Annotated in this window: 22 protein-coding genes and 1 pseudogene; 13 read left to right on the top strand and 10 right to left on the bottom strand. The window is 71.9% G+C overall.

What is annotated here, in order from left to right; all coding sequences use genetic code 11:
* Window positions 1–162: 162 nt before the first annotated feature.
* Window positions 163–348 carry a hypothetical protein gene (locus ACLJOU_RS16885; RefSeq protein ID WP_013229246.1) on the top strand — a complete coding sequence of 62 codons (186 nt, stop codon included), beginning with the start codon at window positions 163–165 and terminating at the stop codon, window positions 346–348.
* Here ACLJOU_RS16885 and ACLJOU_RS16880 read toward each other — a convergent pair.
* Window positions 323–949, bottom strand: coding sequence for a DsbA family oxidoreductase (locus ACLJOU_RS16880; RefSeq protein ID WP_410568367.1), 627 nt, complete (start codon window positions 947–949; stop codon window positions 323–325). The genes ACLJOU_RS16885 and ACLJOU_RS16880 overlap by 26 nt on opposite strands.
* Window positions 950–1070: 121 nt before the next feature.
* Here ACLJOU_RS16880 and ACLJOU_RS16875 point away from each other — a divergent pair, with 121 nt between their 5' ends.
* The 3 genes from ACLJOU_RS16875 (at window position 1071) to ACLJOU_RS16865 (ending at window position 3943) form a co-directional block, all read left to right on the top strand.
* Window positions 1071–1670 carry a QsdR family transcriptional regulator gene (locus ACLJOU_RS16875; RefSeq protein ID WP_410568316.1) on the top strand — a complete coding sequence of 200 codons (600 nt, stop codon included), beginning with the start codon at window positions 1071–1073 and terminating at the stop codon, window positions 1668–1670.
* Between the two features lie 198 nt (window positions 1671–1868).
* Window positions 1869–2798, top strand: coding sequence for an alpha/beta hydrolase family protein (locus tag ACLJOU_RS16870; protein WP_410568314.1), 930 nt, complete (start codon window positions 1869–1871; stop codon window positions 2796–2798).
* 152 nt (window positions 2799–2950) lie between these two features.
* Complete coding sequence (locus ACLJOU_RS16865) at window positions 2951–3943, top strand: LLM class flavin-dependent oxidoreductase (protein ID WP_410568313.1); 993 nt, start codon at window positions 2951–2953, stop codon at window positions 3941–3943.
* 1 nt (window position 3944) lies between these two features.
* Here ACLJOU_RS16865 and ACLJOU_RS16860 read toward each other — a convergent pair whose 3' ends face one another.
* From ACLJOU_RS16860 to sigK, 4 genes and pseudogenes are all read right to left on the bottom strand, one after another.
* Window positions 3945–4619 carry a fasciclin domain-containing protein gene (locus ACLJOU_RS16860; RefSeq protein ID WP_410568311.1) on the bottom strand — a complete coding sequence of 225 codons (675 nt, stop codon included), beginning with the start codon at window positions 4617–4619 and terminating at the stop codon, window positions 3945–3947.
* A gap of 93 nt (window positions 4620–4712) precedes the next feature.
* Window positions 4713–5570: pseudogene (locus tag ACLJOU_RS16855) on the bottom strand (molybdopterin-dependent oxidoreductase).
* The gene (locus ACLJOU_RS16850; protein WP_410568309.1) at window positions 5563–6246 is read right to left on the bottom strand and encodes an anti-sigma factor domain-containing protein; all 684 of its coding nucleotides are present in this window, start codon (window positions 6244–6246) and stop codon (window positions 5563–5565) included. The pseudogene ACLJOU_RS16855 and the gene ACLJOU_RS16850 overlap by 8 nt, the downstream one beginning before the upstream one ends.
* Entirely contained in the window at window positions 6243–6839 is a 597-nt protein-coding gene (gene sigK / locus ACLJOU_RS16845) for an ECF RNA polymerase sigma factor SigK (RefSeq protein WP_410568307.1), read from the bottom strand. The genes ACLJOU_RS16850 and sigK overlap by 4 nt, the downstream gene beginning before the upstream one ends.
* A 326-nt stretch (window positions 6840–7165) precedes the next feature.
* Here sigK and ACLJOU_RS16840 point away from each other — a divergent pair, with 326 nt between their 5' ends.
* The gene (locus ACLJOU_RS16840; protein WP_410568305.1) at window positions 7166–7579 is read left to right on the top strand and encodes an SsgA family sporulation/cell division regulator; all 414 of its coding nucleotides are present in this window, start codon (window positions 7166–7168) and stop codon (window positions 7577–7579) included.
* A gap of 110 nt (window positions 7580–7689) precedes the next feature.
* The gene (locus ACLJOU_RS16835; RefSeq protein WP_410568303.1) at window positions 7690–9057 is read left to right on the top strand and encodes a class I adenylate-forming enzyme family protein; all 1368 of its coding nucleotides are present in this window, start codon (window positions 7690–7692) and stop codon (window positions 9055–9057) included.
* On the opposite strand, the gene ilvD is transcribed toward ACLJOU_RS16835, so the two are convergent.
* Complete coding sequence (ilvD, locus tag ACLJOU_RS16830; RefSeq protein WP_410568301.1) at window positions 9036–10727, bottom strand: dihydroxy-acid dehydratase; 1692 nt, start codon at window positions 10725–10727, stop codon at window positions 9036–9038. The genes ACLJOU_RS16835 and ilvD overlap by 22 nt on opposite strands.
* 116 nt (window positions 10728–10843) lie before the next feature.
* Here ilvD and ACLJOU_RS16825 point away from each other — a divergent pair, with 116 nt between their 5' ends.
* On the top strand, window positions 10844–11920 hold the full coding sequence (locus ACLJOU_RS16825) for a dihydrodipicolinate reductase (RefSeq protein ID WP_410568299.1): 1077 nt from the start codon (window positions 10844–10846) through the stop codon (window positions 11918–11920).
* Window positions 11917–12402, top strand: a complete 486-nt coding sequence (locus ACLJOU_RS16820; protein ID WP_410568297.1) for a carboxymuconolactone decarboxylase family protein — start codon at window positions 11917–11919, stop codon at window positions 12400–12402. The genes ACLJOU_RS16825 and ACLJOU_RS16820 overlap by 4 nt, the downstream gene beginning before the upstream one ends.
* A 31-nt stretch (window positions 12403–12433) precedes the next feature.
* Here the strand turns inward: ACLJOU_RS16820 and ACLJOU_RS16815 are convergent, their stop codons facing one another.
* Window positions 12434–13999, bottom strand: a complete 1566-nt coding sequence (locus ACLJOU_RS16815) for a GMC oxidoreductase (protein ID WP_410568295.1) — start codon at window positions 13997–13999, stop codon at window positions 12434–12436.
* A 209-nt stretch (window positions 14000–14208) separates the two neighbouring features.
* Between ACLJOU_RS16815 and ACLJOU_RS16810 the strand changes: the two genes are divergently transcribed.
* Together ACLJOU_RS16810 and ACLJOU_RS16805 are read left to right on the top strand one after the other, a co-directional pair.
* On the top strand, window positions 14209–14577 hold the full coding sequence (locus ACLJOU_RS16810) for an RNA-binding S4 domain-containing protein (protein WP_410568293.1): 369 nt from the start codon (window positions 14209–14211) through the stop codon (window positions 14575–14577).
* A 167-nt stretch (window positions 14578–14744) separates the two neighbouring features.
* On the top strand, window positions 14745–15230 hold the full coding sequence (locus tag ACLJOU_RS16805) for a sigma-70 family RNA polymerase sigma factor (RefSeq protein WP_410568292.1): 486 nt from the start codon (window positions 14745–14747) through the stop codon (window positions 15228–15230).
* A 10-nt stretch (window positions 15231–15240) separates the two neighbouring features.
* Here the strand turns inward: ACLJOU_RS16805 and shbA are convergent, their stop codons facing one another.
* Both shbA and ACLJOU_RS16795 read right to left on the bottom strand, forming a co-directional pair.
* Window positions 15241–15888: an RNA polymerase sigma factor ShbA gene (shbA, locus tag ACLJOU_RS16800; RefSeq protein ID WP_410568365.1), complete on the bottom strand. Its 648-nt coding sequence runs from the start codon at window positions 15886–15888 to the stop codon at window positions 15241–15243.
* Between the two features lie 247 nt (window positions 15889–16135).
* Window positions 16136–17080, bottom strand: coding sequence for a hypothetical protein (locus ACLJOU_RS16795; protein ID WP_410568290.1), 945 nt, complete (start codon window positions 17078–17080; stop codon window positions 16136–16138).
* A gap of 317 nt (window positions 17081–17397) precedes the next feature.
* Between ACLJOU_RS16795 and ACLJOU_RS16790 the strand changes: the two genes are divergently transcribed.
* Window positions 17398–17574 carry a hypothetical protein gene (locus ACLJOU_RS16790; RefSeq protein WP_410568289.1) on the top strand — a complete coding sequence of 59 codons (177 nt, stop codon included), beginning with the start codon at window positions 17398–17400 and terminating at the stop codon, window positions 17572–17574.
* Between the two features lie 154 nt (window positions 17575–17728).
* Window positions 17729–20041, top strand: a complete 2313-nt coding sequence (locus tag ACLJOU_RS16785) for a putative bifunctional diguanylate cyclase/phosphodiesterase (protein ID WP_410568287.1) — start codon at window positions 17729–17731, stop codon at window positions 20039–20041.
* Between the two features lie 117 nt (window positions 20042–20158).
* Here ACLJOU_RS16785 and ACLJOU_RS16780 read toward each other — a convergent pair whose 3' ends face one another.
* Complete coding sequence (locus ACLJOU_RS16780) at window positions 20159–20986, bottom strand: cyclase family protein (protein WP_410568286.1); 828 nt, start codon at window positions 20984–20986, stop codon at window positions 20159–20161.
* 146 nt (window positions 20987–21132) lie between these two features.
* Between ACLJOU_RS16780 and ACLJOU_RS16775 the strand changes: the two genes are divergently transcribed.
* The gene (locus tag ACLJOU_RS16775; protein WP_410568284.1) at window positions 21133–21558 is read left to right on the top strand and encodes a DUF5709 domain-containing protein; all 426 of its coding nucleotides are present in this window, start codon (window positions 21133–21135) and stop codon (window positions 21556–21558) included.
* Window positions 21559–21564: the final 6 nt, after the last annotated feature.

Here is a 21564-nt window from a genome sequence, read left to right as displayed (position 1 = left end):
CTGCGCGAGGCGGGTGGTGGGCCGCGAAGGTGGTCGGGGAAAAGGTCGTTTCAGGCGGGCGGGGCGGGGGAATTACCGGCCACCAACGCCGGGACCCCCCGTCCCGCGAACGTCGCAGTGGTGTGGACCATTCGGGCGCACCCCCACGGAAACGAGGCCTTCATGCTCGCCATTCTCGCCGCCGTGCTCTTCGGGCTCGCTCTGCTCATGGAGCTGGCCGGGTTCGGGCTGGGCCCGGTGATCACCACCGGGACGCTCACCACCGCCGGGCTGTTGTGCGTGGCCCTGCACCTGGCCGGGGTCGCCACCGACCGGTCGCGGTTCACCCGGCGGCGGCGCCGTCGCTGACTCGCCTCAGCACCTGCGCGAACACCTCCGGCGACTGGGCTCCCGCCACGCCGAACCGCTGGTCGATCACGAAGAACGGCACGCCGGACGCGCCGAGCGCGCGGGCCTGCTCGCCGTCCGCCGCCACTTCCGCTTCGTACGCGTCGGACTCGAGCACGGCCCGCGCCTCCGCAGCGTCCAGGCCGGCTTCCGCGGCCAGTTCCACCAGCGAGTCGCGGTCGAACAGCGAGCGCCGCTCGGTGAAGTGGGCCCGGTAGAACCGGTCCACGACGGCGTCGGCCAGCCCCCGGTCCGCGGCGAGGTGGACCAGGCGGTGGCCGTCGACGGTGTTGCCCATGTGGACACCGTCGAGGTGGTACTCGAGGCCGTCGGCGGCCGCGCGCTGCTCCATCCCGGCTTCCATCGCGTCGGCTTCTTCCAGGGTCCGGCCGTACTTCTCGGCCAGCACCTCGCGCGTCGGCCGCGAAGTCCCGCGCGGGAACGACGGGTCGAGCTGGAACGAGTGGTGCACCACCTCGACGTCCACGCCGGCTTCGGCCACCGCCTGCTCGAAGCGGCGTTTGCCGAGATAGCACCAGGGACAGACCAGATCGGACCAGATGTCTACGCGCACGAAACCCACGCTAACCGAAGGGGCGGCGCGCACTTCAAGGTAACCGGCGGCCACCTGCGGACCGCACCATGCGGGCCCGCTCCGAAGCCGGCGAAGCTAGGGTGAGCCGGTGACCGTCTCGACCGACGACATCGTCCGGCACGCGGCCCGGCTGCTGATGGCCGGGACGCGCCTCGACCTCGGCCGGATGGCGGCCGAACTCGGGATTTCGCGCACGACGTTCTTCCGGCGCGTCGGCAACCGCGACGATCTCATGGGCGCCGGGCTGCGGCTGCTCTCCGACCGGACCTGGCAGCGGGCGCTCGACGGCTGGCGCGCCCGGCACGGCGACGCGGTGCGCACGCCGGAGGGCCGGCTGCGCTGCCTCTGGGTCATGGAGGAGTACCGCCGCGAGGTCGCCGGCAGCGACGGCATGCGCAAGCTGATCGAGGCGGAGTCGAGCGTCGCCCTGCGCGTGCTGACCGACCCGCGCGGCGCCGTCCAGCCCGGGCTGGTCGACGCGCACGTCGAGCTGTTCCGGGCCGACACCGAAGCCGCCGGGCTGGCCCCGCTGGTCGGGCTGCCCGACCTGGCCTTCGCGGTGGTCCGGCTCGGCGAGTCCTTCCTCTATTCCGACGTCCTGGCCGCCCGCTCGGTGGACCTGACCGTGGCGACGACCCTGGTCGACACCCTCGTGCGCGGCGCGCTGGATCCGGTACCGGTTCACTGAGCGACCGCCCAGTTCGTCACCCCACTCCCCCATTCGGAGGATGTGGAACATTTCGCCAAGGTGTTTCATAGGCGACGGGAAAGCGGTTACCCCGCCCCCCGCCCGCGGCACCCCCTTTCCGTTGCCGTGCACCAGTTCTCCGATCCGCCCGTCTGTGTCCGGGCGAGCTTTCGCCTGCCCGGGGAAAGAGAGCGATCCATGTCCGCACTCACCAGCCCGCCGACGTCGTCCGGTCCGGGTGAGAAAATTTCCCGCCGCCGCGGGTGGCGTGCCAAGGCTGCCGGCGTCGTGCTGGCCGCACTGGCGCTGACCACCGGCGTCGCCGCGCCGGCGCCCGCCGCCGCGAACCCGTACGAGCGGGGTCCCGCCCCCACCACGGCCAGCATCGAAGCCACCCGCGGCTCGTTCGACACGAGCACCGTGACGGTGTCGCGGCTGGCCGTCTCCGGCTTCGGCGGCGGCACCATCTACTACCCGACGACCACGACGGCCGGCACGTTCGGCGCCATCTCGATCGCGCCCGGCTTCACCGCCACGCAGTCGAGCATCGCCTGGCTGGGCCCGCGCCTGGCCTCGCAGGGGTTCGTGGTGTTCACCATCGACACCCTGACCACCAGTGACCAGCCCGACAGCCGGGGCAGGCAGCTGCTGGCGTCGCTCGACTACCTGACCCAGCAGAGCTCGGTCCGCTCGCGCATCGACAGCACCCGGCTCGGCGTCGTCGGGCACTCGATGGGCGGCGGCGGCACCCTGGAAGCGGCGCGCTCGCGCCCGTCGCTGCAGGCCGCGGTGCCGCTGACCGGCTGGAACCTGACGAAGAACTGGTCGACGCTGCGCGTGCCGACCCTGGTCGTCGGGGCGCAGTCGGACACCGTCGCGCCGGTGGCGTCGCACTCGATCCCGTTCTACACGAGCCTTCCCTCCACTCTGGACCGCGCGTACCTCGAGCTGCGCGGGGCGAGCCACTTCGCCCCGAACTCGCCGAACACGACGATCGCGAAGTACACGCTGTCCTGGCTCAAGCGCTTCATCGACAACGACACCCGCTACGAGCAGTTCCTCTGCCCGATCCCCAGCACCAGCTTGTCCATCTCGGACTACCGGGGTAACTGCCCGCACAACGGCTGAGGCGCGAAGGGTCTTCGGGGCCGGCGCGGGTGACGACTCCCGCGCCGGCCTCAGATCGCGCACGAGGACCCGCACTCGACGGCCTGGACCGGCTCGAGCAGCGGTAGTCCACCAGCTGGAACACCTCGCCGGCCGGGGGCAGAATCGGCACTGTGCCACGACCACTGCGGAAGCTCGGCTTCCTGACCATCGGCCTGTTCGACGCGGCCGACCCGCGCCGGGGTCACGAGTCGACGCTGGAGATCATCGAGCTGGGCGAACAGCTCGGGTTCGACAGCGCCTGGGTGCGCCACCGGCACCTGCAGTACGGCATCTCGTCACCGGTCGCCGTGCTGGCCGCCGCGTCGCAGCGGACCAGCCGGATCGAGCTCGGCACCGCCGTGATCCCGCTCGGCTGGGAGAACCCGCTGCGGCTGGCCGAGGACCTCGCCACCGTCGACCTGCTCTCCGGCGGCCGGCTCAACCCGGGGATCAGCGTCGGGCCGCCGATGCGCTGGGACGAGGTCAAGCACGCCCTCTACCCGGACACCGCGGACGCCGAGGACTTCTCCTACGACCGCGTCCAGCGGCTCCTGGACTTCGTGCGCGGCGAGCCGGCGACCGGCTTCAGCGGCACCCAGGGGTTCGAGGTGTTCTCCGACCGGGTCCAGCCGCAGGCACCCGGGCTCGGCGACCGCCTCTGGTACGGCGGCGCGAGCCTGCGCTCGGCGGAGTGGGCGGGCAAGCACCGGATGAACTTCCTGACCAGCAGCGTGGTCAAGGCCGAAGGCGAGAGCACGGACTTCGCCGAGATCCAGCTTTCGCACATCCGGACGTTCCGCGAGCAGCACCCCACCGGCCGCATCTCGCAGGGCTTGGTCGTGATCCCCACCGACCGCGCGACACCGGAACAGCGGGCGAAGTACGCGGCCTACGCCGAGAAGCGGCTGCCACGCACCGCGGAACCCCAGGGCCCCGCGCGGATGCTGTTCTCCCCCGACTTCGTCGGCACGTCCGCGGAAATCGCCGAGCGGCTGCACGCGCACCAGGCGTTCCGCGAGATCGACGAGGTGGCTTTCGCCCTGCCGTTCACCTTCGAACACGAAGACTACGTGCAGATCCTCACCGACATCGCGGAACGCCTGGGCCCGCTGCTGGGACGCTAGATCACTTGTTGGTGCCCGGCGTCAGCACCTTGTCGATCACGAAGACCGTGGCGTTCTTCGTGGGGATGTTGCCGCACAGGATCTTCGCGCCGTTGATCGTCATGTTGTCGCCGGTGCCCTCGATCTTGACCGGGCCGCCGGCGGTGTTGAGCGTGTCGACGGAACCGGCCGCGGCGAGGCTCTTGGCGTCGTAGCGCTTGCCGACGACGTGGTACTGCAGGATCGGCGCCAGCTCGGCGGGCTTGCCGGCCAGTTCGTTGAACTTGGCGTCGCCCAGCGCGGCGAACGCCGGGTCGGCCGGCGCGAACACCGTGATGGCTTCCTGGCTGTTGAGCGTGTCGACCAGGTTGGTGGCCTTGACGGCCGCCACCAGCTTGGTCAGCAGCGGGTTCGTCGACGCGGCCGAGGCGACCGGCTGCGGGCCCATCGAGTCCAGCGAGCCGGGGGCGGAGCCCTGCGGCAGCTGCGAACAGGCGGGGCCGAACACGTCGGCGTTGGTCGTCACGCCGTTGGCGGTACCGGAAGCCATGCTGGACGACGGCGCGGGCATCGACGACGACGGCGCCATCGAGCTGCTGGAACTGCCCGACGAAGCGGTGTCGCTGCCGCTGCACGCGGTCAGCGAAAGGGCGGCAACGGCGGCGACGCCGATTCCGGCGACACGAAGCTTGGTCACTTGAATCACTCCCATATGCGGCTGAGAACTTCTTCTTGATGGGTATTCGGAGCTGTCCGTTGAACGGGTTGGCCCCCATTCAGGTGATCCGGGTCACCGTGCGGTGAAGGCGATGCCGTGCCACCCGGTGGCGCCGTCGGGCACGGTACCCGCGCGCATTTCCGTCTGCGGGTAACCGCTTTTGTCGGTCGCCCGGCAGCTGGACTTCGGCGATCCCGGTGTGCTGCGCCCACGCGATCCCGGCGACCCGGACTTTCCCGGCCGGGACGGTTTCGAAACCCTTGGGCGGGTCGATCCGCGATTCCGTCTTGATCGGCGCTTCGCGGCCCCAGCCGCGTTTCAGCCAATACGCCTGCCGCACGGCCCAGGTCGTGACTTCGAGGTCGGTCACCCATTTCGTGGCCGACACGTACCCGTACAACCCCGGAATGACCAGCCGGGCCGGAAAACCGTGTTCGAGCGGCAGCGGCTCGCCGTTCAGGCCGATGGCGAGCATGGCCCCCCCGCGAGCGGTCCACGGCCGCGGCGACCGGGCTGCCGGACGTCCACCCGTCCACACTGGACGGATAGAGCGACCGCGCCGAGGTCGGGACGCACGTACACCGCGACGAGCCCGACGAGCCCGAGCCCGGTGATCACCACCAGCCCCGGCACCGGCGTGCGGCGCGACAACAGCCCCGCCACCGCCGCGACGAGCACCAGCACCACGGCCATCTCGGACAGCAGCACGAGCTTGTCGTACGTGCCGACCGTCCGGACGGTGAAGTCCTTGAGCCACACCGGGGTCAGGTCGATGGCGCCGTTGCCGACCGCGAGGTACGGCGACGCGTTGACCCCCACGAACCCGGCCACCAGGTGCCCCGCCGCCAGGTGCCCCGCCGCCGGGGCCGCGACGAGGGCCAGGACGCCCAGCAGGGCGGCCGGCCCACGGCGCAGCTCGCCGCTAGACAAGGGCAATCCGGGTGACGGCGGGGGTCGTCGGACCGGCCGAACCGCCGGCCGGCTCGACGGTGATCCCGATCCGGTCGACGTCCGCGGGCAGGTCGGCCACGAGCATCCGCTGCGACGCCGCGGGCGTCATCAGCCCGGCCGACCGCGCGCCGCCGGTGCCGATGAGCCACACCTGGTAGACGTGCCCGGCGTCCAGCGCGGGCAGCTCCGAGGCGAGCAGCACGGCCTGGTGCCGGCTGCGCGAGACGACGAGCGTGGCGTGCCCCTCGCCGACGCCCTGGATGGCGGACGCGTCCGGCGCGCTCAGCACCGAGTCGACGGGCGCGGGTGCCCTGGTGACGCCGAAGACGACCGCGACCACGGCCGCGGCGGCCGCCCCGAAGAGCGCGGTCCGCAGCTGCCACGTCTTGGCCCGCGCCTTGCCGTCGAGCGCCACCGGCACCTTCGGCGGCAGCTGGCGGGTGCGGGCGACGTCGGCGAGCACCACCAGCTTCAGCTCCGGCGGCGGGTTCACCGCGGCGGCGACGCCGAGCCGCGCGCCGGTCGCTTGCAGCTCCGCCACCTCCTGGCGGCAGGCGGTGCACTCCCCGAGGTGGCGCTCGAACTCGGCGCGCTCCGCCCGGGAGACGGCGTCGAGGGCGTAGGCCCCGGTCAGTGTGTGCAGTTCGGCGGTCACCGGTCCACCCCCAGGCAGTCGCGCAGGCGGATCAGGCCGTCCCGGATGCGGGTCTTCACGGTGCCCGGCGCGACCTTCAGCACCTCGGCGACCTCGGGGTAGGTGTAGCCGTTGTAGTAGGCCAGCACGATCGACTCGCGCTGCAGTTCGGTCAGCGCGGACAGGCACTGCCGCACCCGCTGCTGCTCCAGCCCGGCCAGCGCGGACTCGGTGACCTCGTCGAACGGCCGCCGCACGTCCATCAGGCCGGCCCGCTCCTCGCGGTCGACGCCGGCCTGGTGCGAGCGCACGCGGTCCACGGCCCGGCGGTGGGCGATGGTCAGCACCCACGACAGCGCGCTGCCGCGCTCCGGCTCGTACCTCGTGGCCTTGCGCCACACCTCCACCAGCACCTCCTGCGCCACTTCTTCGGCCTGCGCGCGGCTGCGCAGCACCCGCACCGCCAGGCCGAGCACCGGCCCGGCGACGAGGTCGTACAGCGACGCGAACGCCGTCTCGTTCCCCGCCGCCACCCGCCGAAGCAGTTCTTCGGCGCTCGGCGCGGGCGCCGGCGCCTCGTCCGGCTGCAGCCGCAGCCGCCCACGCTCACCCATGTCCGGCACCCTCCACGTCACCCACCACTTCCTCGGCAGGGGTTCGCGGCCGGGCGGCGGGGCGGACTGGTGTGCGGTGACCCTTCCCACCCGGAAGGCGCAACTCCGGCGCGGGGACCCATCCGGCGCCGCCGCCGCTACGAAAGACTGTGACCGTCGATCACCGTCGGTGAGGGAGTTGCCCGATCGGCCACGCCGCCGGTGACCTCGGACACTTCTTGATCACCCCAGAGTGTGAAAGTTATTCGGAACGCTGGGCGTTGAACTGACTATGGGTTATCCCTGGAAGCAACCGAAGTTAACCGACGAGTAGCAAAGGCGGTCCGATGACCGACCCCGACAACCTGATCAACGTCCGCATCGACTTCGCCCTGCGCACCTTCGGGGCCGCGCCGCGGCCGGTGCCGGCCGAGCTGGAGTACGACACCCTCGACCCGTACGCGGTCGCCGTGGTGCTGCACGCCGGCCCGAGCGCGGTCCGCTGGCTCTTCGGCCGCGACCTGCTCGCCGACGGCCTCCTGGGCCGCTGCGGCGACGGCGACGTGCGGATCGGGCCCGCCGGCGACCCCGCGCTGGTCGTCGTGGAGCTCAGCTCCCCCGACGGCGCCGCCGTGCTCGAAGCGCCCGCCAAGGAGATCGCGGCCTTCCTCGACCGCACCTACGACGTCGTCCCGGCCGGCAGCGAGAGCGACTGGTTCGACTTCGACGAGGAGATGGAGAAGCTCTCGTACCAGGACTGAGGCCTGTTCTGGTCAGCCCGCCGCGCCCCCGCGCGAACCGGCGGCCGGAGCAGTGAAGTCATGCGGCGGGCGACGGCGGAACAAGCCTCACCTGAGTACGGTCCTCGAGCGTGAGCTTCTTCCTGACGAAGGTCCTCGCCGCGTTCGACGACGGCGGTGACCGCCCCCTCTTCATCCAGGACGGCGTCACCACCTACCACCAGGCCCGCGACCGGCTGCGCCGCCTGCACGGCGGACTCGGCACCGTCGGAACGCTCGCCGTCGACCTGCGCAACCAGCCCGAAACGGTCCTCGTCCAGCTCGCCGCTCTCCTCCGCGGCGCCACCGTCCTCCTGGTCCCGGCGTCGGCCCCGGCCCGCGACCGGCTCGCCGCGGCGAGCGGCGCCACCGTCGTCACCGACCGGCCGCAGGACTGGCCCGTCGGCGACGTCCGCACCCTCGGCGACCTCGACGGCGAACCCGAGCCGCTGCACCCGCCGGAGAACGTCCGCCTCCTCTTCCCCACCGGCGGCACCACCGGCGCGCCCAAGCTGATCCGCCACAGCGGCATCTACGACGGCATGGCGCACCTCTTCACGCCGGCACCGGACGGCCCGGGCCGCACGTTGCTCGTCGCCCCGATGACGCACATGACCGGCAACGCCACCGTCCTCGGCGCGCTGCTGCGGCAGGACACCGTGGTGGTGCACGACGGCTTCGACGCAGGAGCGGTTCTTGACGCGATCCAGGCACACCGGATCGACACGCTCTCGCTGACTCCGCCCCGGCTGGCCGCGCTCCTGGACCACCCGAAGCGCCCGGAGACCGACCTCGGCAGCGTCCGCTCGCTCTCCCTCGGGGCTGCGCCGCTGCCGCCGCACCGGCTCGCTCAGGCCCTCGACGTCTTCGGCCCGGTCGTCGGCCAGGGCTACGGCCTCACCGAGGCGCCGATGATCGCCAGCATCTCCGCCGCCGAGCTGCTCGACCGGCCGGAGCGGCTGGGCTCGGTCGGCCGGATCGTGCCCGGGATGGAGGCGCGCATCACCGACGCCGGCGAGGTCGAGGTCCGCGGGCTGGCCATGATGGAGGGCTACCTCGGCGGCCCGGAGGTCGGCGCGGGCTGGCTGCGCACCGGCGACCTCGGCCGCTTCGACGACGAGGGGTACCTCTACCTGCTCGACCGCGCGGACGACGTCGTCGTGGTGGGCGAGCACGGCACGAAGGTGCCCACCACCGTCGTCGAACACGCCCTCGCGGCGCACCCGGCCGTGCGGGCCGCGGCCGTCTTCGGCGTCCCCGGCCCGGACGGCCGGCTGCTGCACGCCGTCGTCGTCGCGGCCGGGGAGGTGACCGGGGACGACCTCAAGGCCCACGCGCGGGCCGCCTTCGGGCAGGAGCACTACGTCCCGGCGGCCGTGGACTTCGTGGCGGCGCTGCCGCTGACCGACGTGGGCAAGGTCGACAAGCGCGCCCTCGCTCAGCTCGTGACGGCCCCGTAGGACGACGACTGCACCAGCTTGACGTACTTGCCGAGCACGCCCTCCGGGAACTTGTTCGGCAGCGGCTCCCAGCCCTCCCGGCGGCGGGCCAGCTCGGCCGCGTCGACCAGCAGGTCGATGCTGCGGGCCTTGATGTCGACGGCGATCCGGTCGCCGGTGCGGACGAAGGCGATCGGCCCGCCGTCGACCGCCTCCGGCGCGACGTGCCCGATGCACAGGCCGGTGGTGCCGCCGGAGAACCGCCCGTCGGTCAGCAGCAGCACGTCCTTGCCCAGTCCGGCGCCCTTGATCGCCGCGGTGATGGCCAGCATCTCCCGCATACCCGGGCCGCCCTTGGGGCCTTCGTAGCGGATGACGACGACGTCGCCGGCCTCGATCCGGCCCTCGTTCAGCGCTGTCATCGCCTCCTGCTCGCGCTCGAACACGCGCGCCGGGCCCTCGAAGCCGGCCGTGTCGAAGCCGGCGGACTTCACGACCGCCCCCTCGGGGGCCAGCGAGCCGCGCAGGATGGTGATGCCGCCGGTCGGGTGCAGCGGGTTGTCCAGGCCGCGCAGGACCTCGCCGTCGATCGGGTCCGGGTCCAGCTCGGCGAGGTTCTCGGCCACCGTGCGGCCGGTCACCGTGAGCGCGTCACCGTGGATCAGGCCCTCGTCCAGCAGGGCCTTCATCAGCACCGGGATGCCGCCGTGGCGGTCGATGTCGTTCATGACGTACTTGCCGAACGGCTTCAGGTCGCCCAGGTGCGGGACGCGGTCGCCGACCGTGTTGAAGTCGTCGAGCGTCAGCGGCACCTTGGCCTCGTGCGCGATGGCCAGCAGGTGCAGCACGGCATTGGTCGAACCACCGAGGGCCATCACGACGGTGATGGCGTTCTCGAACGCCTCCCGCGTGAGGATGTCCCGCGCGGTGATGCCGCGTTCGAGCAGGCCGATGACGGCTTCCCCGGACAGGTGGGCGTAGTGGTCGCGACGCCGGTCCGCGGACGGCGGCGCCGCCGAGCCCGGCATGCTCATCCCCATCGCCTCGGCCGCCGACGCCATCGTGTTCGCGGTGTACATCCCCCCGCAGGCGCCTTCACCCGGGCAGATGGCGCGTTCGATGCGGTCGAGGTCGGCGGTCTTGAGCCGGCCGGCCCGGCAGGCCCCGACCGCCTCGAAGGCGTCGATCAGCGTGACGTCCTTTTCCGTGCCGTCGGTGAGCTTCACCCAGCCGGGGGCGATCGTGCCCGCGTAGAGGAAGACCGACGCGAGGTCGAGGCGCGCGGCGGCCATCAGCATGCCCGGCAGCGACTTGTCGCAGCCGGCCAGCAGGATCGAGCCGTCGAGCCGCTCGGCCTGCATCACCGTCTCGACGGAGTCGGCGATGACCTCGCGGGAGACCAGTGAGAAGTGCATGCCGTCGTGGCCCATGGAGATGCCGTCGGACACCGAGATGGTGCCGAACTGCAGCGGGTAGCCGCCGGCCGCGTGCACGCCTTCCTTCGACGCCTGCGCCAGCCGGTCCAGCGACAGGTTGCACGGCGTGATCTCGTTCCACGAGCTGGCGACGCCGATGATCGGCTTGCCCCAGTCGCCGTCGCCCATTCCGACCGCGCGGAGCATGCCGCGCGCGGGCGCGGCCTCGATCCCGTCGGTCACCGTGCGGCTGCGGGGCTTCGGGTCGATCGTCATCGCGGGCCTCCGATTGCGGCGTTCGGGCGCTGAAGCATGTTACCAACGGACGCGCGGTCCGCTGGCCGGAACGATTTCCTACCCGCGGGCGGAACCACCGGCGAAAACTCGGCGCCATGATCTCCACAGTGGTGTGGGGCACGGGCAACGTGGGCCGTGCGGCAATCCGGGCCGTCGACGCCCACCCGGCGCTGAAGCTCACCGCGGTGCTCGTCCACGACCCGGCGAAGGTCGGCAAGGACGCCGGCGAGCTGGCCGGCGTCGGCGCGCTGGGGGTCGCGGCCACCGACGACATCGGGGCCGTCCTGGCGGCGAGTCCGCGCGCGGTCGTGTACGCCGCTTCGGGAGACGTCCGGTTCGACGACGCGCTCGCCGACATCGTGCGGGCCGTCCGGGCGGGCACGGTGGTCGTGACGCCGGCCCTGTACCCGCTCTACGACCAGCGCAACGCGCCGCCGGAGCTGCGCGACCCGGTGCTCGCGGCGATCAAGGACGGCGGCGGCTCGCTGTTCGTCTCCGGCGTCGACCCCGGCTGGGGCAACGACGTGCTGCCGCTGCTGGTCAGCGGGCTCGGCACGGAGATCGACGTCGTCCGCTGCCAGGAGATCTTCGACTACTCGACGTACGAGCAGCCCGACTCCGTCCGGTACCTGGTCGGGATGGGCCAGCCGATGGAGTACGACCCGCCGATGCTGATGGCCGGCGTGCCGTCGATGGTGTGGGGCGGGCAGGTCCGGCTGATCGCGCGCGGCCTCGGCGTCGAGGTCGACGAACTGCGCGAGACGCTCGACCGGCGTCCGCTCGGCGAAACCGTGTCCACGCGGACCATGGGCGAGTTCGAGAAGGGCACGCAGGGCGCGGTGCGGTTCGAGGTGCAGGGCATCGTCGGCGGCGAGCCGCGGATCGTCATCGAGCACGTCACCCGCATCCACCCGTCGTGCGCGCCGGACTGGCCGACGCCGCCCAGCGGCGACGGCGCGCACCGCGTGATCGTCGAAGGCCGGCCGCGCATCGAGGTCACCGTCGAGGCGACGGACGAAGGCGAGAACCGGTCGGCGGGCGGCAACGCCACCGCCGTCGGCCGCCTGGTCGGCGCCATCGACTGGCTGGCCGCGGCCGAACCCGGCCTGTACGACGCGCTCGACGTCCCGCTGCGCCCGGCAGCCGGCAAGCTCGGAAGGAGGCGCTCGTGAACATCGACATCCCCGAGGGCAAGGACCCGATCGGGTACGTCTGGGGCGAACTGGTGCCCGGCATCGGGATCGCCGCGTCGCAGTTCTCGCTGGCCGTGTACGAGCACACGACGCTGGGGCTGCGGGAGTTCGAAGCCGCGCGGCTGCGGATCGCGCAGCTCAACGGCTGCGCCTTCTGCCTCGACTGGCGCACCGAACGCGACGGCGTCAAGGTCGAACCGGAGTTCGCCGACGCGGTGTCGGAGTGGCGCACCACGGACCGCTTCGACGACCGGACGCGGCTCGCGGCCGAGTACGCCGAGCGGTACACCTCGGACCACCACAACCTGGACGACGAGTTCTGGAAGCGGATGTCCGAGCACTACACGCAGCGGGAGATCGTCGAGCTGTCCATGAGCCTCGGTGCCTGGCTGGCCTTCGGACGGCTCAACCACGTCCTCGGCCTCGACACCGTCTGCGTCCTGCCGTCCCACCGGGGGTGAGGGGCGGGCCCCGCCCCGCACCCCCCGCGGGTCAGAAGTCCTGCGCGATGATCTTCTCGATGTTGCGTTCCGCCAGCGCCGTGATGGTGACGAACGGGTTGACGCTCGTGTTGCCCGGGATCAGCGAGCCGTCGATCGCGTACAGGCCCGGGTGGCCGGCGAGCCTGCCGTAGTTGTCGGTCGCCTTGCCGAGCACCGCGCCGCCGAGCGGGTGGTAGGTGAGGTGGTCGCCCCAGATCTTGTACGTGCCGAAGAGGTCGGTCCGGTAGATCGTGCCCTCGGTGGCGTTGATCTTGTCGAAGATGGTCTTCGCCATGTCGATGCCCGGCTGCTTCCACGCCGTCTGCCAGTTCAGCTCCACCGCGCGGGTGGCGGGGTTCCAGGTGAACTGCGCGCGGTTCGGGTTCTTCGTGATCGACAGGTAGAACGACGCCCACGTCTCGATGCCGGTCGGCAGCGGCGCGACCTCCGCGAAGGCGCCGCCCGCGGCCCAGTTGTCGATGCCGCCGCACGGGATGGTCGACTGCGAGGCCCCGGTCGGGTCCCAGATGTGGTTGGCGCGCCCGCACATCACGTTCCCGTTGTCGCCCCAGCCCCGGCCGACCTCGTCGTTGAGGTTCGGCAGCGCGCCGGTCGCCTTGAGCTTCACCAGCAGCTTGCTCGTGCCGACGCTGCCCGCGGCGAAGAACACCGTGTCGGCCGTGACGGTCTTGATCGCGGACACCGCGCCGGCGGTGGTGAGCTGCTCGATCGTCACGGTGTAGCCGCCCCCGGCGGCCGGCACCACCTGCGTGACGCGGTGCAGCGGCGAGATGCCGACCCGGCCGGTCGCGGCGATCTTCGGCAGGTAGGTCTTCTGCAGCGACTTCTTGCCGTAGTTGTTGCCGTACAGGATTTCCCCGGCCAGCGCCGACTTCGGGACGGTGCCCGCCGCCTCCTGCTCCATGTAGTTCCAGTCGTACACGTCCGGCACGAAGACGAACGGGAACCCGGACCGCTGGGCCTGTTTCCGGCCGACGCGGGCGAACTGGTACCAGTCGGTGGTGTCGAACCAGGCCGGGCGGACGCTGGCGACCCCGAGCCCGGCGTTGGCGCGCGGGTAGTAGACGTCGTACATCTCGTTCGCGTCGACCGTGGGCAGGATCGCGCCGAAGTTCTCGCGCTTCGGCGTCACGGCCATGCCGCCGTTGACGAGCGAACCGCCGCCGACCCCGCGGCCCTGGTACACGGTGATCCCGCTGAACTCCTCGGCGTCGAGGATGCCGGTGTAGCGCGGGATGTCCTTGTCGATCGGGAACCCGAGGAAGTTGGACAACGGCTGCTTCGTCTTGGTGCGCAACCAGTACGAGCGCTGGTCCGGGCTGGTCGTGGCGCAGAAGATCCTGCCGTCCGAGCCCGGGGTGTCCCAGGCCATGCCCATTTCGACCAGCTGCACGTCGACGCCGGCCTGGGCGAGCCGCAGGGCGGCGACAGAACCGCCGTAACCGGACCCGATCACCAGCGCGGAGACGCGGGCGCCGTCGTTGATGGCGGCCGGTGAAGCCGTCGGCTGCGGCGCGGCGGCCGACGCTCGACCGGCCAGCGCGGCACCCGCCAAGATAGAACCAGTTCCAGCGATGAAGAGACGACGGGATATCGAGCCAGAAGTTGTTCTCCACAGGGGTTCGTCGCTCATGCCTTGTTCCTCACCGTTGAGGTATTTTAGAACAAGTTATAGCTCGGTGGTGCAGACAAGTCGACATATACCCACGGGTAACCTGGCGGGGTCGCGGGGTGGTGCCGCTGAATGGGCCATGATGGACGACTGTGGAGTCCACCCGAGTGGACCGCTGGCTCTGGGCGGTCCGGCTGACGAAGACCCGCCCGGACGCGGCGGCGGCCTGCCGCGGCGGCCACGTGCGCGTCAACGACAAACCGGCCAAGCCGGCGACCACGGTCGTTCCGGGCGACGAAGTGCGCCTGCGCGTCGGCGGCACGACGAAAATCTTTGACGTGGTCCGCGTGATCCAGAAGCGCGTGGGCGCCCCGGACGCGGCGACGTGCTACGTGGACCGGACGCCGAAGCCGCCGCCGGAGACGGCGATCCCGGTCGCCCGCCGGGACCGCGGCGCGGGCCGGCCGACCAAACGGGAGCGCCGGGTGCTGGACGCGTTCCGGTTCGGGCAGGAACCCTAGGGCCGCAAGCCGTCCGGGACGTCCGGCCGGGCAGGCCTAGGTCATTTTCCCCGTCGATCAAGGGATCGCCGCTTCTTTCCCGGCCGTTCCGGAAATAGCCGGGAATCCGCGCCGGGCCGATCGGGCCCGCGGGAATGCGGGTAGTTCCTCCGCACGGAGGGAAACCCATGACCGACCCGGACATCCTGCTGGCCGCGGCGCGCCCGCTCGTGGTGCGCTACTGCCGCGCGCGCCTGGACCCCGATTCCGCGGACGACGTCGCCCAGGACGTCTGCGTGGCGCTGCTCGAGGAGCTGCCTCGGCGGCCGCCGGAACGGCCGTTCCCGGACTTCGTCCGCGGCATCGCGCGCACCGAAGTGGCGGCCGCGCGCAAGGCGGCCGCCCGGCCGGACGAGCCGGTGGCCGAACTGCCCGACGAGCCCGACTCGGCCATGGGACCCGAACACCACGCGCTGCGGCGGGAACTGCGGGAGCGGATGGCGAAACTGCTGCGGGTGCTGTCGCGCAAGCAGCGGGAAATCGTCGTGCTGCGCGTGGTCGTCGGCCTGTCGGCGGAAGAAACCGCGGCGGCGGTGGGCTCGACGCCGGGCGCGGTCCGCGTCGCCCAGCACCGGGCACTCGGCCAGCTGCGGCGGGTCGTGACCAGCCCCTGACCGCGCCGCACTAGAACCCGCCCTCACCGATCATGCCACGCAGTTTCGTCAAGGCGCGGAACTGCGTGATGCGGACGTTGCCGGCGGAGATGCCCAGCGCTTCCGCCGTCTCGTTCGCCAACAGGCCGGCGACGATCCGCAGCGACAGGATGTCCTGGTGCAGCGGCGGCAGGGACGCGATCAGCCGGCCGAGCCGGGCGCCCAGGTCCAGCTCGAGGACGTGGTTCTCCGGCTCGTTGCCGCCCAGCGGCCGGTCCGGCAGCTCCGGGACCGGCTTCGACCGGTCCCTGGCCACCGAGCGGAACGCGTCGGCGACCTTGTTCGCCGCGATCGCGCGCACGAGGTACACGAACGAGCCCCCGCGGTCCTGGTAGTTGGGCAGCACCTTCAGCACCGCCAGGCACACCTCCTGGGCGACGTCGTCGGCCGAAAGGTACGACAGGTCCCGGCCGCCGATCCGCGCCCGGCAGTAGCGCACGACCATCGGCTTGATGAGCTCCAGCAGCGCCTGGACCGCAGCCGGGTCGCCGCCGCGGGCCGCCGCCACCACCGGGTCGAGCCGCTCCTTCGCCAGGCCGCCCTCCGGCCTCGGCGCATCCTCCAGCACGGTGTAGCCGTCGACAGCCGCCGCCACCACCGGCGCCGCCTCCGCGATCATGGTTTCCACGTGCCCTCCTCGTGTCCGCCGGCGGGGCCGTCGTCCGTCCACAACGGACATTACGGTGCCTGGACGGTTCCCGGTCCGACATCCGGAGTAATCGAGGCGCTGACCAGCAACGTTGCAGTGCGGGAGGGGTTGTCCGGATATTGTCCGTTAATCGTTCACACCCCCGCGGAAGTGATCGACGGACATGGGCGCCGCACCGGGCGAACAGCGGACAAATACCGGACAGATCCCGGAAGATTCAGCTCCAGCGGATTCCGTACGCGAAGCCGGGAGCGAGGTTCCGGAACCGGACGTGCACCTCGCCGGCGTCGTCGGCCGCCAGCGCGGCACCGGTTCGCGTCCGCTCGTCCGCCCCGGCCGGGGAAACCTTTTCCTCGCACACGATCCGCTTCGGCACGCGCTCACCGAACCGGACGTGCAGGTCGAACAGATCGCACGGGTGCCGCGGCACGCAGACGTACCGCGGTTCTCGCAGGTTCGCGCGGAACCGCAGCCCGACCTCGTGCCGCGCGCCGCGGCGCAACGGCTCCGGCAGCCGCAGCGGCAACCCGATCCGGTCACTCGATTCCATCGCCCGGCCGGCCAGCACACCGCCGTGGAACACGTCCACGCCGAGATCCGATTCCCGCACCGGACCACCGGAGCCGCCGGTGGCCGGCAGGGTCAGCGCGAGGTCGAGCACGGCGATTTCGTCGGCGTCGGCGATCACCCGGCGGAATTCGAACGCCTCCGCCACCGGCTGGTCGAGCGCCAACGTGACGCGCAGTTCTTCGGTGTGCCAGCCGCGGCCCGGCGTGCGCCGGTCCGCCGGCCGGGCCGCCACGGCCAGCGCGGCGACCTGCTCGATCCCCTCGTCGATCCGGCGCCGGACCGTCCGGTCGTCGCGGTCGAGCGTAATCGCCGCCCAGTGCACCCGTTCCTGGTAGAACGGTTTCCGCGCCCGCTCGTCGAGCGCGAATGCGGCGAGCAACGCGATCTTCAGATCGTCCGGCAACGACTCGACCAGCGGGCGCAATCGCTCGGACAGCTTGCGCCGCATCTCCACGGTTCCGTCATCTTCCAGAATGCCGCAAACAGCGCGCAATGCGGGACCGATCCGGTCCGCGAGCGGTGTCGTGAAAATTGCCCTCCCTTTGCGCAGGGCCTTGAGTTCGCCGACCACGTCCGCCGCACTGAGGCTCACCGTTGTCTCCCCTTCCTCGCACGGGCATCAATGCTGGCCAGCGCCACCCCCCGATGTCCAGTCGAGCACGCGCCGGCAAACGGATCGTTATCCCGCGGTTTCCGTTCCGGCGGCCACACCGAAAGGCCGAAACTCCTTGGCAATCGGCTAACAACGGTCGCATTGCACCACCGCGATTTCCCGGTGGAAACCCACGCGACCGGAGCGGTCGAAGTGCCGAAATGACGAACCGCACACCGGGTTTCCGGGCCGCCACCCCCGCGGGTGAACGTGTCCGGGCCCGGTTGGCGGCGCCGCGGCGCGGGTATTTGTTGATCATGAGCCCGACGATGTGGCGCCTGCTGATCTCGGGGTCGCTGCGGCTGTTCCTGATCACCGCCGTGCCGGCCGCCGCGCACCTGTCCGTGTTCGCCGGGCTGGTGGCCGGGGTGATCGCGTTCGTCGTGCCGGCCCCGCACAGCCGCCACGACGACCGCGTCGGCCCCGGAGGCTGACGCAGCGCGCCCCTGCCGGTCACCGCCGGCGGCACGGCCGCCTGGCACCGCCACGACCTCGTCCGACGGCCGCCGGTGCCGGTGCGTTTGTGGATGATCACGCGCGGTGTAGTGTTTGCCGGTCCGACCGGCGTGCGTGACCACGTGAGGTGCCATGACAGTGCGGCGGTACCCAGCGGCCATCCTGCTCGTCTTCGTCACGGCGGCCGTGGTCGTGGTCAACGGCTTCGCCTTCTGCGGCGACACCTTCGCCCAGTGGGTCGACGACGGCATGCAGCTCGGCGCCGGGCTCGCCGCAGTGGTCTGCGGGGTCGTCGTCGCGCGGCGGGTGCGCCGGCACCAGCGCTGGTGGCGGGTGCTGGTCGCGCTCGGCATGGCCGGCTGGTCGCTCGGCCAGTGCGTCTGGTCCTACTACCAGCTGATCGACGGGCGCGGGCTGCCCTCGCCGTCGCTGGCCGACGTCGGGTACCTGAGCTTCCCCGTGTTCGCGCTCGCCGCCCTCTTCGTCCTGGCCAGGGCCCGGGTGCGGCCGGACCGCGAGCGCTGGCAGCCCGCCCAGTGGACCGCGCACTTCGGCGTCGCGGTGGTGCTCGACGGGCTCGTCGTCACCGGCTCGCTGTTCATCCTCACCTGGACCGCCGCGCTCGGGCAGGTCGTGCGGGCCACCGGCCCGGACGCGCTGACCTGGGCCGTCGCCATCGCCTACCCGCTGTCGGACCTCGTGGTGGTGGTCGTCGCGGTGCTGCTCGTCGTGTTCGACCGGGTGGACCGCCCCTACCGCGCGAACCTGCTGCTGGCCGCGCTCGGGATCGTCGCGCTGGCCTGCTCCGACAGCGTGTTCGCCTACCTGGTCAGCATCGGCGCGGAGAGCATGAAGCCGTGGTCGGACGCCGGGTTCGTGCTCGGCCCGCTGTTCATCGCCTTCGCCCTGCTCGTCACGCCCGGTACGCGGCGGCGCGACGACACGGGTCAGCCCGTCGGCGTCGACTGGTGGCAGGTCGCGCTGCCGTACCTGCCGGTCACCGCGGTCGCGCTGCTGATCACCGTGCAGATCGTGGCCGGGGCCGGCCCGGACGGCGTCGAGGTGTTCGTCGGCGCGCTCGTGGTGTTCCTCGTGCTCGCCCGGCAGCTGCTTTCCCTGCTGGACAACCGGTTGCTCCTGCGCCGGGTCTACGAGGGCCAGCAGCAGCTGACCCACCAGGCCTACCACGACCCGCTGACCGGGCTGGCCAACCGCGCGCTGTTCGCCGACCGGCTGGACCGGGCCGTCGAGCAGGGCGCCGAGGGCGGGCACCGGCCGCTGGTGCTGATCTTCGTCGACCTGGACGACTTCAAGGAGGTCAACGACCGGTTCGGGCACGCCGGCGGGGACGTCCTGCTGCACGCGGTCGCCCAGCGGCTGCTGAGCTGCGTGCGGGCGGACGACACGGTCGCCCGGCTGGGCGGCGACGAGTTCGCGATCCTGCTGGAGGGCGAGGTCGACGCCCCGCAGGCGATCGCCGACCGGATCCAGAGCGCGCTGCGGCGGCCGTTCGCGGTGCACGGCACGCTGGTGCCGGTCCGCGCGAGCATGGGCCTGGTCGTGCCGGACCCGGCGGAACCGCTGGTCACCGCGGACGTGCTGCTGGGCCGCGCGGACACGTCGATGTACGCGGGCAAGCGGCTCGGCAAGGACACCACCGTCGTGTACCACCCGTCGCCGGACGGGCCGCCCGACTTCCCGTCGGCGCTGCGCCGCGCGGACGGCGGTCTCCCGGAGGGCTTCGCACTGGTGTTCCAGCCGATCGTCCGGCTGGCCGACGAGACGCCGGTGGCGGTGGAGGCGCTGGCCCGCTGGACCACGCGGGACGGCACGTCGGTGTCACCCGAGACGTTCGTCCGCGCCGCCGAAGGCGCCGGTCTGGGCGCGGAACTGGACGCGCTGGTGCTGGACCTGGCCTGCCGCGAGATCACCGCAGCCGGGCTGGACCTGACCGTGCACGTCAACGTGTGCGCGAGCCGGCTCGGGGCCGCCGCGCTCGAGGAGAGCGTCGGGTCGGCCCTGGACCGGTACGGCCTGCCGGCGGAGCGGCTGATCGTCGAGATCACCGAGACGGTGCCGGTGCCGGACCTGGCGGACGGTGCCGCCGCAATCCGCCGCCTGCAGGACTTGGGGGTCCGGGTGGCGCTCGACGACTTCGGCGCGGGGTACAGCTCGCTGACGGTCCTGCACGCGCTGCCGGTCGACCTGATCAAGCTGGACCGCGCCCTGACGACCGGCGTCCGCCCCGATCGCGACGCGGCCCTGTGCCGGTCGCTGGTCGGGCTGTGCGCGGACCTCGACGTGGCCGTGGTGGCCGAGGGCATCGAGACGGCCGAGCAGGCCGAACTGGTCACCCGCGCCGGCTGCACGACGGCCCAGGGCTACCGCTTCGGCCACCCGGCCCCGCTCTCCTCGCTGCGGCTCTCGACGCTGTCGGCCGGCTAGTCCGGACCCGAGCGCCCCAATGTGGCCTTGGTTGCGTCTGACGCACCGAAGGCCGCCTTGGGTGCGTCACACGCACCGAAGGCCACATTGGGGCGCTTGAGGCCGGGCTGACCGTGGCTAGTCCGCCGGCAGGCCCGGGGGCAGGACGCCGAAGATCGTCGCCGTCGAGCCGGCGCCCCTGCGGTTGATCGGGCCGCCCGCCAGCACCCAGGCGCCCGTCGTGGGCAGGGCCTTGAGGTTCGCCAGGATCTCCAGGCTGATCCGGTGGCGCCGGTAGACCAGCTTGGACACCGTGTACGTCTCGTCGGTGCCGACGTCCGGGCTGAACGTGTCGGTGCCGGTGCCGCCGCGCCGGCCCAGGCGGCCCGTGTCGATCAGCCACTGCACCGCCGGGATGGCGAACCCGGGCTGGTGCAGGACGCCGTCCGCGTCCGTGTTCGGGTACGCCGGGGTGCCCCACTTGGCGTCCCAGCCGGTCCACAGCACGACGACCGACTCGTCCGGGATCCGGCCGTGGCGCTTCTCCCACGCCTTGAGGTCGTCGATCGTGACGGCGTAGTCCGGGTTCGCCGCGGCCTTCGCCCGGACGTCGATCTTCACGGCCGGCCGGAACAGGTCCGCCGGGTCCATGTCGTCGGCGAGCGGTTCCCCGGTGTTGAAGTGCCCGGGCGCGCCCCAGTGCGTCCCGGTGTGCTCGCCTTCGCGGACGAACTGCAGGTAGTAGCCGTCTTCGGGGATGGTGGCGATGGTCTCCAGCTCGAAGGCCGGGTCGCCGGGGAAGACGTTGGTCGTGGCGGGGTCGTTGACGTGCGACAGGTTGACCAGTTTCAGCTGGTCCAGCCGCGGCGGCGGCGCGGCTTCCGCGGCCTGCGCCGCCCGGCCCGACAGTGCGGCGCCGAACACCCCCGCCAGTCCCGCGGCCAGCACCCTGCGTCTCATCGGCATGAGGGATCACCTTTCACCGTGCGGGGCGAGAACCCCTGGGTATGGCACCGACTTCTTTCGGAGGTCCGGGTGGCGGAGCCCCCGGTATGACACCGTCTTATCACCCGGACACGGAACAGCCATAGGGCTTGCGCGAAGATGGGTGCGTGGACGACGACATCGAAGACAACGCCGACAACGGCCTCCTCGACCCCGAGGACACTTTGGACGACCGCGACGAACTGTCGGAAGGTTATTCACCGCCGGAACGCGCGCAGGCGACCGAAGGCTGGGGCACCACCGCGCACGAGACCGCGGAGGGCGAAAGCTGGGCGGGCCGGCTCGCCCGCGAGGTCCCCGACCTGGCCGACGACGCCGGCGACGACGGGCTCGGCGACAGCGAGGACACCGACGGCGAGCTGATCGACGACGAGGTCGGCGACGTCCGCGCGGGCCGCCTGGTCGCGTCGGACGAAGGGTTCGGCGAAGACAGCGACGAGGAGCTCTACGCCTCGGACGCCGGCATCGACGGCGGCGCGGCGTCGGCCGAGGAAGCGGCCGTCCACGTGATCGACCCCTCCCGCCGCTGGTGAGCTGCC

The organism is Amycolatopsis sp. cmx-4-61 (assembly GCF_046548775.1).
GTDB lineage: Bacteria > Actinomycetota > Actinomycetes > Mycobacteriales > Pseudonocardiaceae > Amycolatopsis.
Note: the sequence above shows the minus strand (reverse complement) of the source record. Positions and strands in the feature narration are given on the sequence as shown.